This window comes from Paenibacillus pinihumi DSM 23905 = JCM 16419 (assembly GCF_000422505.1).
Lineage (GTDB): Bacteria > Bacillota > Bacilli > Paenibacillales > Paenibacillaceae > Paenibacillus_D > Paenibacillus_D pinihumi.
Map to the genome: position 1 here is coordinate 945508 of NZ_KE383864.1, position 13836 is coordinate 959343.

13 protein-coding genes are annotated in these 13836 nt (G+C 51.9%); 5 read left to right on the top strand and 8 right to left on the bottom strand.

Annotated features, from left to right (window positions below):
* Positions 1-3 precede the first annotated feature (3 nt).
* From H583_RS33430 to H583_RS33435, 3 genes are read left to right on the top strand one after another with little or no spacing between them, the layout of a single operon-like run.
* Positions 4-1062, top strand: a complete 1059-nt coding sequence (locus H583_RS33430; protein WP_081667330.1) for a carbohydrate ABC transporter permease — start codon at positions 4-6, stop codon at positions 1060-1062.
* Entirely contained in the window at positions 1040-1891 is an 852-nt protein-coding gene (locus H583_RS0118550; protein ID WP_051236614.1) for a carbohydrate ABC transporter permease, read from the top strand. Before H583_RS33430 ends, H583_RS0118550 begins: the two co-directional genes overlap by 23 nt.
* Before the next feature lie 26 nt (positions 1892-1917).
* Positions 1918-3297 (top strand): glucosidase family protein, encoded by a 1380-nt coding sequence (locus H583_RS33435; protein ID WP_051236616.1) that lies wholly within the window; start codon positions 1918-1920, stop codon positions 3295-3297.
* Positions 3298-3806: 509 nt separating this feature from the next.
* Here H583_RS33435 and H583_RS0118560 read toward each other — a convergent pair.
* Positions 3807-4679 carry an SDR family oxidoreductase gene (locus H583_RS0118560; RefSeq protein WP_028561781.1) on the bottom strand — a complete coding sequence of 291 codons (873 nt, stop codon included), beginning with the start codon at positions 4677-4679 and terminating at the stop codon, positions 3807-3809.
* 146 nt (positions 4680-4825) lie between these two features.
* Between H583_RS0118560 and H583_RS0118565 the strand changes: the two genes are divergently transcribed.
* Entirely contained in the window at positions 4826-5173 is a 348-nt protein-coding gene (locus tag H583_RS0118565; RefSeq protein WP_028561782.1) for a winged helix-turn-helix transcriptional regulator, read from the top strand.
* Between the two features lie 117 nt (positions 5174-5290).
* On the opposite strand, the gene H583_RS0118570 is transcribed toward H583_RS0118565, so the two are convergent.
* The 6 genes from H583_RS0118570 to H583_RS0118595 form a co-directional block, all read right to left on the bottom strand.
* A complete protein-coding gene (locus tag H583_RS0118570; protein WP_245585935.1) occupies positions 5291-6163 on the bottom strand; it encodes an urease accessory protein UreD in 873 nt (290 codons plus the stop codon).
* Positions 6120-6806, bottom strand: a complete 687-nt coding sequence (gene ureG / locus H583_RS0118575; RefSeq protein WP_028561784.1) for an urease accessory protein UreG — start codon at positions 6804-6806, stop codon at positions 6120-6122. The genes H583_RS0118570 and ureG overlap by 44 nt, the downstream gene beginning before the upstream one ends.
* Positions 6807-6882: 76 nt before the next feature.
* Entirely contained in the window at positions 6883-7575 is a 693-nt protein-coding gene (locus H583_RS0118580; RefSeq protein ID WP_028561785.1) for an urease accessory protein UreF, read from the bottom strand.
* A 13-nt stretch (positions 7576-7588) separates the two neighbouring features.
* Positions 7589-9304: an urease subunit alpha gene (gene ureC / locus H583_RS0118585; protein WP_028561786.1), complete on the bottom strand. Its 1716-nt coding sequence runs from the start codon at positions 9302-9304 to the stop codon at positions 7589-7591.
* Complete coding sequence (locus tag H583_RS0118590; RefSeq protein ID WP_028561787.1) at positions 9301-9669, bottom strand: urease subunit beta; 369 nt, start codon at positions 9667-9669, stop codon at positions 9301-9303. The genes ureC and H583_RS0118590 overlap by 4 nt, the downstream gene beginning before the upstream one ends.
* A gap of 28 nt (positions 9670-9697) precedes the next feature.
* A complete protein-coding gene (locus H583_RS0118595; protein ID WP_028561788.1) occupies positions 9698-10003 on the bottom strand; it encodes an urease subunit gamma in 306 nt (101 codons plus the stop codon).
* 474 nt (positions 10004-10477) lie between these two features.
* On the opposite strand from H583_RS0118595, the gene ilvD reads away from it, so the two are divergent.
* Complete coding sequence (ilvD, locus tag H583_RS0118600; RefSeq protein WP_028561789.1) at positions 10478-12163, top strand: dihydroxy-acid dehydratase; 1686 nt, start codon at positions 10478-10480, stop codon at positions 12161-12163.
* Between the two features lie 124 nt (positions 12164-12287).
* Here the strand turns inward: ilvD and H583_RS33440 are convergent, their stop codons facing one another.
* The gene (locus H583_RS33440) at positions 12288-13700 is read right to left on the bottom strand and encodes a polysaccharide deacetylase family protein (RefSeq protein ID WP_051236618.1); all 1413 of its coding nucleotides are present in this window, start codon (positions 13698-13700) and stop codon (positions 12288-12290) included.
* Positions 13701-13836: the final 136 nt, after the last annotated feature.

The following is a 13836-nucleotide window of genomic DNA, read 5'->3' on the forward strand; positions in this document are numbered from 1 at the left end:
ACTATGAATGGAATAATTGAACAAATCTATAATATGTTCGAGATGATGGGAATGCCGGCAGCTCTGCTGCCGCTTCTCCCGTTTCTGTCGATCATTGCCGTTTTATACGTCATTATTTTCGCTGTAGCCAGAATACTGGTCAAGAAAAAGATTGTCCATATCCGGTCAGCCAGCTTTTATTTGTTTATCTCGCCTTGGATCATAGGCTTTTTGCTGTTTACAATCGGTCCAATGATCTTCTCTTTCTATATCAGCTTTACGAACTGGGAGGTTGTCAGTGATCCAAAATGGATTGGCACAGGCAACTACCAGATGCTGTTCAAGGATACGATGTTTTATAAATCACTTGCCGTAACCTTCTATTACACCCTGGTCAGCGTTCCGCTCCAGGTTGTTCTGTCACTGGCAATTGCCCTGCTGATGAACTTGAAACTTAAGGGCATCTACTTGTTCCGTACCATCTATTATTTGCCTACCCTTGTACAAGGTGTAGCACAGATGGTGCTGTTCCTGTGGATTTTCAATCCGAACGTCGGTCTGGTCAACTCTATCCTTGGCGTCTTCGGTATCGAAGGGCCGACTTGGTTCTCCAGCCCGGATTGGGCGATGCCCGCCGTTATCATCATGAGCTTATGGACGGTAGGCGGCAACATGATCATTTACCTGGCCGGATTATCGGATGTTCCAACCAGCCTATATGAAGCAGCTGAAATTGACGGAGCCACCACTGCGCGCAAAGTATGGCACGTTACGCTCCCGCAAATTTCACCGATCCTGTTCTTTAACGGGGTAACCAGCATGATCGGCGCGTTCCAGACATTCACCCAGGGCTTCCTGAATAACGGCGGACCGGACAACTCGCTTCTGTTCTACGCCTATTATTTGTACCAGAACGCCTTTATGTGGTTCAAGATGGGCTATGGCTCCGCATTAGCGTGGGTACTGTTTATCATTATTTTGCTGTTTACAGTGCTCGTGTTCCGGGGAAGCGCGCTATGGGTTTACTATGAAACCGAGCAGTATGGAGGGAAAAAACGTCATGTCCGCAAAAAAAGAGCGTAAGAATTCAAAAACAGCGATTAACATCTTAGCCTATCTGGTCTTGATTGCAGGCGGCGTGGCGTTCTTATATCCTTTCGTCTGGATGATTTCCGCTTCTCTAAAAAGCCTGGAGGAAATCGCCGTCTCCGGAATGAATCTGTGGCCTGGCGAGTGGCGGTGGGATAACTATGTCAAAGCATTGACCTCGTTCCCATTCGGCCGTTATCTGATTAATACGCTATTAACGACAATCTTCCCGATTATCGGTACAGTTCTGTCCTGTTCACTGGTCGGCTATGCTTTTGCACGGTTCAAAGTAAAGGGCAGCGGCATTTTGTTCCTGCTCGTGCTGTCAACGATGCTTCTTCCGGGTGAAGTAACGATGATTCCCCAATTTATTTTGTTCAAGAATCTCGGCATGCTTGATTCGTTGTATCCGTTGATCGTACCTGCATTCTTCGGTTCGCCTTTCTATATCTTCCTGTTCCGCCAGTTCTATTCCAGATTGCCTGTCGGTCTTGAGGAAGCGGCTATTATAGACGGGTGTGGGTATTTCAAAATCTGGCGGGTCATCTTCCTGCCATTATCCAAGCCGGCACTTATCGGTGTTGGGGTTATGGTATTTATGGGCTCATGGAACAACTTCATGGGACCGCTGATTTATATCAACAGCGACAAGTGGAAGACGCTGACACTTGGTCTCGCAGGGTTCCAGGGAACGTTCGCAACTTCAACCAACCTGTTGATGGCTGCGGCAGTCGTCATTACCCTGCCATGTATTATTCTGTTTTTTGCAGCACAGAAAGCATTTATGGAAGGACTCACCTTCTCCGGATCTAAAGAGAACTAATCCAACAACTAACAGGAGTTAAGATTATGACGACAAATACCGAATTGAAACAACAAGCTGCCCAGGTCACTTTTAAATCTCCGGACGCTTATCTGAACGACGGATTCGTCTGGGCCAAGGAACAAGCGTTGGCATATGCCCATTTCGGCGAAGACCCGGTAGGACTCTGGTATGAAGCAGCCCTGCCGAACCGCCAAGCATTCTGCATGCGTGATGTCGCGCATCACAGTCTCGGTGCTTCCGTGCTCGGCTTAAGCCCGCTTACGAAAAATATGATGATTAAATTTGCCGAGAACATTGCCAAGTCCCGTGACTGGTGTACGTTCTGGGAAATTACCAAAGCGGATGAACCAGCTGAAGTTGATTATGACAGTGACGAGGATTTCTGGTATAACCTCCCGGCCAACTTTGACGTGATTGATGCCTGCTACCGTCAATATCTATGGACCGGAGATACCGAGTATTTGAAACATCCAGAGATGAACAAGTTCTACCAGCTTACAATGGAAGACTTTGTGCAGACCTGGGATAAAGACGGGGACGGCATTTTGGAGTATTACAGGGAATACGGGCGCCGTGGTCTTGCAACTTATAATGAAGCCGGATTGCAGCCTCTGCATGGCGGAGACATGATCGCTGCACAAATCGTCGGCTACCTGGCCTACTCGCGCTTCCTGGAGCTGGACGGCAAGACTGAGCAAGCCAAGCTGTACGAATCCAAGGCTCGCAAGCTGGAGCAATTTTATGAATCCAATTGGTGGAACGAGAAAGCCGGACGCTTCTACGGCGCATTGCTTCAGGACAGAAGCTATCTGGAGGCTTACAATGCTGAAGGAACCTTCCTGCCCCTTTATTTTGGGACCGTCAAGAACTTGGACCTTTTGAACAAAGCTCTCATCGATCTGGAGAAAAACGGCGTTGCCAACGTGGAGGGCAAAACCTATCTTCCGGATACGTACTACCGCTTCGACCGTAACGAGCAAGGCTATCGTGAATTGAAGGAACTGGTCGACCCTGCACTCGACCGCCGGGATTATCCGGAAGTTTCCTATTGTGTGGTTGGCGCTTATGCTGCCGGCCTGATGGGGATCAGTGCAGACGGACAACAGACGATTACAACATTGCCAAGACTGACGGAAGAGCTGCCATGGGCAGAGCTGAGCCAAATTCCAATTTTGGACCGCACGATTGCCGTTCGTCATAATGGAGACAAGGAAACCACCGTAACCTCGCAGGAAGGCGAAGCCTTTACATGGAAGGCAGCATTCAATAGCGAAGCTGAGTTCCTGATCCATAACGGCCAGCAGGTCAAAGCTCAAACTGAAATTGCTGAAAGCGGAATTGTGCGTTCATTCATTCTGGTTGAAGTGGCAAAAGGTGATACCCACCAAGTTTCCATTGGTTAAAAAGTCAAAAGAATTCGAGGAGAACGTGCGTGTAAAAGATTCTTCCGATCGCATCTGTTTTCTTTTTCAACTTATATAGAAGGCAGATGGTGTAAAATGCAGCTTATCTGCTTTCAATTTGTTGAGAACTCCAGGTTATTTACAACCTGGGGTTTTTTCTTTGAATAATTATTTACCGACCATTCTCAATATGATATAACTGTTTCACAAATGAGATCATCGATAAGAAGCAACAGAAAATTATCTTTTACCGTTGCAGAGCGCTGTTTCAAGGACGAGGAGCAGTTAAAAAGGGTACAGAAAATTTGGGATTGGCTCCAAACTTTTTGAACGGTCCATGAACTGGTTGAATCAGTTTGAGTTTGTGAAGTTAATGTTGGATCATACACGCAACGATGTTCTGAAGGCGGCAGATGAGTGCAACATGCAGCTCATCTGCCTTTTAAAATTTTGTTCAGTTTGCTGCAGGCCGCCGGACAGAATCATTCCAAAATGCGGCTGCAGGGAATCTACTTTATCCCCTTTTCCTTTATCCATGCGGATAATGTCACAGGGACAGCATCCAGTTTGACCGAAGCTCCAACACTTGCCACTTGCCCGCTATTAGCACCAATCCAGCTATACAGCCCGGCAAGACCTGCGGCATTTTGAGCTCCAATTGCAGGAGCAACAGCTCCTTCGAAGGCCGGAACCGGCAGCAAAAAGAAGGCGATTTGCCGGCCGAGCGCCTGACTGAACCGTTCGGCAAGCTGCTTGCCGGTCAGCGACTCAGGTCCGCCCAGCTTAATACTGGTGCCCGCCAGCTCCGGATGCTTGATTGCCTCCACTGTACAGGCAGCAGTCTCATCAATGCTGATCCACGCGACCGGCTGATCCTCCGGCACAGGATAAGCAAGCGTATCTTCACTCAATACGCCAGGCATCAGGAAGTTTTCAAAGTACAACGTCGGCTCAAGTATAATCGATGGGATTCCGCTCAAACGGACCGCCTGGACCAATTCACGCTTCATTTCAATCACTTCAGTATTCGATTTATCAAGAGACAGACGCAGACCTGTATTAATAACCAGCAGTTTTAGCTCTGCTGCCCGGGCTGCCTCCACAACATGCTTGATGTAAGCTGTTACCTTGTCGCGGTCATATTCCACCGGGAGTAAAATCACGGCTTTATCCGCCCCGCCAAAAGCTTCATTCAGACTGTGAATATTCTGCAAATCTCCCGCAACTGCATCAATTCCACGCTGCCGCAATTGCTCCGCCTTGGCCTCTGTCCGCACAATTGTACGGACAGCACAGCCTTCAGCCAGCAGCCGTTCAGCTACCGCCCCGCCCTGGGTCCCCCCTGCACCTAAGACTACGATTTGTTCTTTGATATTACTCATCGTACTTCCTCCCCCATCCGGTTCAAAAATTCAGCACCTTTGTGCTACTATAGGTATAATATCGTGACCCGTTCAGAAACGTAAGTACGCACATTATTGTCCTATAGTATCCTTTTGGATACCGGGTCCGGAGAGGAAGACGCGCCATGCAAGAGCAACAAATGACCACCTGCCCCGTAGAAACCGCCGTACAGGCAATCGGGGGGAAATGGAAAATTATGATCCTTTACCATCTGTCGACCAAGGGAATACGAAGGTTCAATGAGCTTCGCCGGATATTGCCGGATGTCACCCAGCGCACCTTGACCCGGCAGCTCCGCGAGCTGGAGGATGACGGACTGATCATCCGCAAAGTATACCCGGAGGTGCCTCCCAAAGTGGAATATTCACTTTCCGAGACTGGCAACACACTCATCCCGCTTCTCAACCATCTGGAGGACTGGGGACTGGCCTTTATGAAGAAGAAGGAGCAGGGCAGCACGATTGAAGCTTGAAGCAGGAGAGCAGCCATAAGCAACTGAGGTTATTCTTGCATAAAATTTGAAGCAGAAAAAAACAAGCATACAGCTGTCACTCCCGTACATAACAGCTGTTTGCTTGTCAGGCTCCGGCTATTTGCGGAACCGCAGCGGAGGCCAGCCCAGCAGCAATCTGCGTACTGCCTGCCACGCTGCAAGAAGCACCTTCTGAACCTCCCACGCCGTATTCCCTGCAACCATTACTGCCAGACCATGACGGCTTGTCAGCGACACGCCCGTTTTCACTTCCCGGCCGGGACGGACAGGGCACGACTCCAGGGCAATCCGAACCTCTCCCGCATGTCCTGGCCGTACAGCATCCGAAAAACAGTAGAAGGTTCCCAGATGGCTGTACCCCTCCCATGCTCCCGGCCCCTCTATCTGATGAAGTGCGGGAATGACCCGCTGGCGTTGGGCGAAGATCAGCTCGCCATCATAATAGACACGCAGCCGGTTATCCAGTTCCCGGTACCGGAACCGCTCTCCACGCAGCACCCGTCCGGGACACAGCACTTCAGACTGCATCCATACCGCTCCGGGCTTTAGCTCCACATTCGTTTCATTGTACAATGCGGCATCCATATACAGCATGACCGGCTCCATCATGCTTTCCACAACGGAATGCTCACCCAGCCGGAATGACTGCTTCATGATGGCCCGGGAATCCGGCTGGCATGGATGCACCTTCGTATAGCTCTGATTGGTTAGATGTACACAAGCCCCCGTATCCGCATCCCAGATCAGCTCATAACAGTCCCTGTCCAGCAGTCCGGGCGATACGTCCATCATAATGACACCTAGCTGATGCTCAAGAGGGAAGGCTTTGGCGATTTTAAGAGGGGCTGTATGATACTTGCCTGCCAGCACTGTCCTGCCGCCGGCTGCTGTGAAGGAGGCGCGGAGCTCTGCGGCCTTGCCCGGATCAGGCGTGATGATGCGGGATGCCATGCGCATGGGCAAGCTCATGCTCAATCCAGCTGATAATCCGATCCACGCCCTGCCCCCCGTGCAGATTGGAAAATACATAAGGCCGTTCTCCACGTGCCTTTTGCGTATCGGATTCCATTACCTCAAGCCTTGCTCCCACATAGGGTGCCAGATCAATTTTGTTCACCAGCAGCAAATCAGAACGGGTAATGCCCGGCCCTCCCTTGCGCGGAAGCTTCTCACCCTGCGCGACATCGATTATATAGATAAAACGGTCCACAAGCTCCGGGCTGAATGCCGCTGCCAGATTATCTCCCCCGCTCTCGATGAAGATGACATCAAGATGGTCGAAACGCCCTTGCAGTTCCTCTACCGCTTCGAAATTCATGGACGCATCCTCCCGGATCGCTGTATGTGGACATCCCCCCGTCTCCACACCAATGATCCGCTCCTCGGGAAGCACACCGGTGTTCAGCAAAATTTGAGCGTCCTCCTTCGTATAAATATCGTTCGTGATGACGCCAAGACTATATTTATGAGCCAGCTCCCGGGCAATTGTCTCAAGCAGAGCCGTCTTGCCCGAGCCGACCGGCCCACCGATGCCGATTCGCACCGGACGGGAACGATCCATAGCCGGCTGTTCCCAATTATGATGGTGATGATGTCCTGTTCCTTGACACATTGCACATTCCTCCCATTAGTCGCATACCTGTCGCGAAATTAAACATTCCTGCCCTTCCCTTTCCAGACACAGTCCATCAGGACATAAAAAGCCGTGAATACAGTGTCTCATGCCGCATCATCGCCAGCTCTGCAAGCGGCATATTCGTCCAGGCTTCCTCAGGCTCCAGCAGCGCCGTCTCCTCCCATGCCTCCACAACAGACTGGAGCAGCCGGGCTATAATGGCCTGCCCTTCCGTCTGTCCCATCGGCAGCAGGCGAAGGGCACTATTCACGCATGTCATCACACAGGTGTACAGATAGCCGTGAGCAGCACGCTCCAGCGAAATCCCCAGACGGAAGCAGAGCATTCCATATACGAGCGGGTGTGAGCCCGCGCATTGCCGGGAGTTGACGGCCTGCTTCAGACTGCTCAAATCCAGCTGAGGATGAATCGCGAGCGCCAGCCGCAGCAGCCGGTTGCCCATCTTCTCCATCCCTGTGCGCGTCTCCGCTGCGATGCGCTGCACATGAATTCCCCGCTCCGCCTCCCACAGCCTCTGCCAGGCCTGATGGGGCACATCCCGATAGACCGCCTTGATAATCATCGTGTCTCCGGGCGCCCAGCTTTGTCTGATCATGGCAGCTGCATACTGCTCCAAATCCGCCCCGCTGCGGACAATGCCTTCCTGCACAAGCGTCTCCAGTCCGAAGGAATGGGAGAAGCCGCCGATCGGCAGTGCCGAATCGAGCAGCTGCTGCATTGCCAGCCAAGCCGCCTGCTCCTTCATCCCTGCATTCCTCCTAGAATAAAAAGTACCGCTGGGCCATTGGAAGGGATACTGCCGGCTCGCAGGTGACAGGCTCACCGTCCACCTTCACCTGATAGGTTTCGGGATCAACCTCAATGGATGGGGTCGCGTCGTTGTGAATCATATCTTTCTTGCTGATTGTGCGGCAGCCTTTGACCGGTTCAATCCGTTTGCAAAGTCCGAGCTCCTCCCTAATTCCCCGGTCATAGGCCGCCTGCGAGACGAAGGTGACCGAACTGCTGTGTACAGCTTTCCCAAAAGCGGCGAACATCGGGCGCCCATATACAGGCTGAGGCGTCGGGATCGACGCATTCGGGTCACCCATCTGGGCAAAGGCAATCGACCCTCCCTTGAGCACCAGATCCGGCTTGACTCCGAAGAACATCGGATTCCACACCACCAGGTCAGCCAGCTTCCCCGGCTCCACAGAACCGACAAGATGCGAAATGCCGTGCGTAATCGCCGGATTGATGGTGTACTTGGCAATGTAGCGCTTAATCCGGAAATTATCCCCGTTGTCCGTATCGTCCTCCAGCAGCCCGCGCTGCGCCTTCATCTTGTCGGCTGTCTGCCAGGTGCGGATGATGACCTCCCCGACGCGGCCCATCGCCTGTGAATCGGAGCTGATCATACTGAATACGCCCATGTCATGCAAAATATCCTCCGCAGCAATCGTCTCCGGGCGGATACGGGAATCCGCGAACGCCACATCCTCGGGAATCCGGCTGTCCAGATGATGGCAGACCATCAGCATATCCAGATGCTCCTCAATCGTGTTGACCGTGAACGGCCGCGTCGGATTCGTCGAAGAGGGCAGCACATTTCCGAACGAGGCGGCACGAATAATATCCGGCGCATGGCCGCCTCCCGCGCCTTCCGTATGGTACGTATGGATCGTCCTGTCCTTGAATGCAGCCAGCGTATCCTCCAGAAATCCGGCCTCATTCAGCGTGTCGGTATGAATGGCCACCTGAATGTCGTACAGATCCGCCGCCTCCAGACAGCAATCAATCGCTGCCGGGGTCGTCCCCCAATCCTCATGCAGCTTCAGCCCGATCACTCCCGCCTCAATCTGCTCGACCAGCGGCTCGATGAAGGAGGCATTACCTTTGCCGGTGAAGCCGATATTCATCGGAAATGCCTCCGCCGCCTCCAGCATGCGCCGCATATGCCAGGCTCCCGGCGTGACCGTCGTCGCATTTGTCCCTGTAGCCGGTCCAGTGCCGCCCCCGATCATTGTCGTGACACCGGACGAGAGCGCGGTTTCAATTTGCTGCGGGCAAATAAAATGAATGTGGGAATCAACGCCTCCGGCGGTAATAATTTTACCTTCCCCCGCAATAACCTCCGTGCTGGCCCCGGCAATCATATCCTCGTCGACACCATCCATAATATCCGGATTTCCACCCTTGCCGATGCCCACAATGACGCCATCCTTGATCCCGATGTCGGCTTTAACAATTCCCCAATGGTCGATAATGACCGCATTCGTGATCAGCGTATCCAGCACTCCGGCAGCACGCAACGCTCCGCTGGACTGTCCCATCCCGTCGCGGATTACCTTGCCGCCGCCAAACTTGCACTCATCCCCATACACCGTGTAATCCTTCTCAATCCGCGCCCACAGGTTCGTATCCGCGAGTCTCACAGCATCCCCCGTTGTCGGACCAAACATCTGCGCATATTCCTTGCGGGTCATAATCGTCATGGCAGCCCATCCTTCCACCTTTCAAGCCTTGTGCGCACCTCATCACTGATCTGGCCGGGGACTGCTGTTCCCTGGGTGAGATTGTTGAGTCCGAAAGCCCGCTTGCGCCCTCCAAGCCCGACGACAACAACCGGCTTCTCCTCTCCCGGCTCGAAACGGACAGCCGTCCCGGCGGGAATATGGAGTCTCATGCCAAAAGCCGCTTCACGGTCAAACTCAAGCGCGCGGTTCACTTCAAAAAAATGATAATGGGAACCAACCTGCACAGGCCGGTCGCCTGTATTGATCACAATAAGCTCTCTCGTTACCCTGCCTTCATTCAGTCTGATCTCGCCCGGCAGAGTCCGGTACTCGCCTGGAATCATTATGATTGCCTCCTTCCCGGATAGAATGTCAGCTTTCGATCGGGTTATGAATCGTAACCAGCTTCGTCCCGTCAGGGAAAGTAGCTTCCACCTGCACCTCATGAATCATTTGCGGAATGCCTTCCATAACCTGGTCGGCGCGGAGAATTTGCGTCCCGTATTCCATTAGCCGGGCGACTGACATGCCGTCACGAGCGCCCTCCAGCACCTCTGAGGTGATCAAAGCCACACTCTCGGGATAGTTCAGCTTCACTCCCCTTTTCAGCCGGCGGCGTGCCAGGTCGGCGGCAATTGTCACCAGCAGCTTTTCTTTTTCGCGTTCGGTTAGTTGCATGCTTTGCACCCCTGTCATGTGTTTGAAATCGTTCTCAACATCCAGAATGAACCTTAAAATTGTAAAACCGCTTCTTTACCTCCCATTATATTGATAGTCAGGAAAGATGTAAACCTTTTTATGTTATAAAACTTAACGTCATTTTCAAGTATATGTAAAATACCTTACATGAAAATTGGGCGACCAGGTCCAAACTCCAGCTTTTACTTTTTCGACAGTGCTTGTCGAAAGGTAGCCATAGCTTGTCTGATATGGTACACTCGAAGGTATCGATTAATTTAAAAATACAGGCGGCAAGCGAGGTTCATCCGCTACTTTCCCGGTTCCGTCCTGTATAACAATTATACAAGCATGCACAGCATCCTGTTCTACGCTCAGCCTTTTCTGTCCGCAGCGGCCATCGTCGTCTGCCGGGCAGAAAAGGCTGGCCGGCGCCCGCTTAATGTGCATCTATCATTTGGAGGAGGTTTTCCCATGGCGCAGAAAAAAATGAGATCCGACATGATCAAGAAAGGCTTTGACCGCGCGCCTCACCGCAGCTTGCTTCGTGCAGCTGGAGTTAAAGAAGAGGATTTCGGCAAGCCGTTTATCGCAGTGTGCAATTCCTACATCGATATCGTACCAGGCCATGTACACTTGCAGGAGTTCGGCAAAATCGTTAAAGAAGCTATCCGTGAAGCTGGCGGCGTGCCGTTCGAGTTCAACACAATCGGGGTTGACGACGGTATTGCCATGGGTCACATCGGTATGCGTTATTCCCTGCCGAGCCGCGAGATTATCGCAGATTCTCTGGAAACCGTTGTTTCCGCTCACTGGTTCGACGGTATGGTCTGTATTCCGAACTGTGACAAAATTACACCGGGCATGATGATGGGCGCATTGCGCGTTAACATCCCGACTGTATTTGTCAGCGGCGGACCGATGAAGGCTGGTAAAACTTCCGATGGCCGTTCGATTTCCCTCTCCAGCGTATTTGAAGGCGTAGGCGCGTTCCAGGCTGGTAAAATCGATGAGAAGGGCCTGGAAGAGCTGGAGCAATTCGGCTGTCCGACATGCGGTTCCTGCTCGGGAATGTTCACCGCGAATTCCATGAACTGTCTGGCTGAAGGACTTGGACTTGCTCTGCCGGGCAACGGAACCATCCTGGCTGTTGCGCCTGAGCGCCGCGACTTTGTAAGAAAGTCCGCGAAGCAGCTGATGGAGCTGATCGAGAAAGATATCAAGCCTCGCGATATCGTTACAATCGAAGCTATCGACAACGCATTCGCGCTTGATATGGCAATGGGCGGTTCCACCAACACTGTCCTTCACACACTTGCGCTTGCTCATGAAGCAGGCTTTGAATATCCGGTTCAACGCATCAACGAAGTTGCTGCCCGTGTACCGCATCTGGCCAAGATTGCACCGGCATCCGATTACCACATCGAGGATGTGCACAATGCAGGCGGCGTAACAGCGGTCCTGAACGAACTGTTCAAAAAAGAAGGCGCGCTTCACGGCGATTGTATAACCGTAACCGGCAAGACGCTTCGCGAGAACGCAATGGGCCATGAGATTTTGGACCACGATGTTATTCGTCCGATTGACAATCCGCACAGCGAGCGCGGGGGACTGGCTGTACTGTTCGGCAACCTGGCTCCGGACGGCGGTATTATTAAAGTCGGCGCGGTTGATGCTTCTGTTGGCGGCTACCATAAAGGCCCTGCGATCTGCTTCGACTCCCAGGATGATGCGTTGTACGGTATTGCCAACGGCCATGTAAAAGAAGGACATGTTGTCGTTATCCGTTATGAAGGACCTAAAGGCGGACCGGGAATGCCTGAAATGCTGGCTCCAACCTCGCAAATCGTAGGTATGGGTCTGGGTGCGAAGGTTGGTCTGATTACAGACGGACGCTTCTCCGGCGCATCCCGCGGTATCAGTATCGGTCATATCTCGCCGGAAGCTGCTGAAGGCGGTCCAATCGCATTTGTACAAGACGGCGATATCATCGAGCTGGATCTGGACAACCGTAAAATCGAGCTGCATATCAGCGAAGAAGAATTCGCTGCCCGCCGCGCAAACTGGAAAGGCTTCGAACCAAAGGTTAAAACCGGCTATCTGGCCCGTTATTCCAAACTCGTTACCTCTGCCAGCACTGGCGGCGTTATGAAGGTCTAATTCAAACTTTTATCTAAAACAGAAATCGTAAGCGGCGCTGCCAGTTTGGCAGCGCCGCTTTGTGTTCAACCAATTGAGAGCCGTTTTGCTGCAACTGAAAACCCCGCTCACGCAAAAAAAACCGCTACGGAACGAGTTCCTTAGCAGTTTTTTCCTGACCGTAATTCAGTTCTCTTGCCATATCCTTTAATCCGGGTTTGACATCGGCAGCACTCTGCTGTAGCTGCCCTTCCGGGCCGGAACCCGAACTGTACCGCTTTTTGAATTCTTCAATGGACATCGCCATAATTTTGGGTGTTAGCTGCGCTCGTCTGTCTGTTACCCGCTGCAGCCCAGTCGGATGCAGAACGCCAAGCAGCATTTTCAAGTACAACCGGGTCATTCGTCCAAACAGATTTTGCGGCAGCTCCAGCACAGTGAAGCCAAAGCCCTCCGAACCACGGTTGATCAAACTGATACCGTATATACCCCGGAGTTCCCGGTAATCTGTCCGCAGCGCCAATTGTCTGGAAATCAGAGGCAACGCCTTCTCCACTTCCCTGATCATCGTAATTGCTACCTGAACCAGTGATTTGGACTTGTTCATGACCTTGAACAGACGCTCATTGTCAAAATGCAGTTCTACAATTTTGTCGTTGTTGTGAATCTGCTGACCATCCTGCAATTGAAGCGTCTTGCCGTGATACGGACGGACACGGTAGTAGAACATGCCGCCGCCTTCACCGACGGGCTCCAGCCGGAACATCAAATGGAACAACCGCTCCCATCCCAGCCATGCGTTGACGAGCAGCGGCTTGAACATGCCTGTCTTTCTTGGTTTCCGGCCGCGCTGGCGATCTGACAGCTCAATCATCTCCGCTATCGTTACAAAGCGGAAGCCGCTCTGTGTACCTGCCTTCAAGTACACTTCAAGCGCCTCCAGCATGTTGGCCGGCGCATCCGAATCCGCACCAAGTGTCGTACCGCAATCATGCAGCAGCAGCACCTCACCGGGTCGCAGCTTCTTGAGCATCCGTTTGGTCAACCGTCTAACACCGACCCGTCGGCGCCAGTCGCCAAACATGGAAGACCATAATATAATTTGCAAATAGCCAAGCCTCGAGAAATCAAACAGATTGACAATACCCCAAGGCGGCCTATAATAAACCGGTATGGTTCTGGTCGCCTTCCTGATAATATCGGAAGTCAGATTGATCTGCCTTCTTACTTCCCTCGGTCGCATAAGCCAGTTTGTCTTATGAACATAATTATGAATTCCGATTACATGACCTTCGTCTGACATTCTCCTCAGCAGTTCAGGATACTTCTCCGCATTCGCGCCTACAACAAAAAATGTTGCCTTCGCATCATACTTTGCCAGTAAATCCAGCAACAACGGAGTATATTTGGGGTCCGGCCCATCGTCAAAGGTGAGTGAAATTTCATTCTTCACATGCCCTCTCTTGAATACCCGAAAACCAAACGTTCTGCTGATCAGACCCGGGAGAAAAGCGTAAAAGGTCAAAATGTAGAATCCCCAAAGCATCAAATTCTCCATATTCTTTGTCCCCGCCATCTGTAATCTGTCCCTGTCAAGCCAAGGGCGAACGTATAGACGCACATATAATATTGTAACATAATGAAACAAGGAATAGGCATCTTTTTGAAAACATAGTACAATCAGAATACAGCTC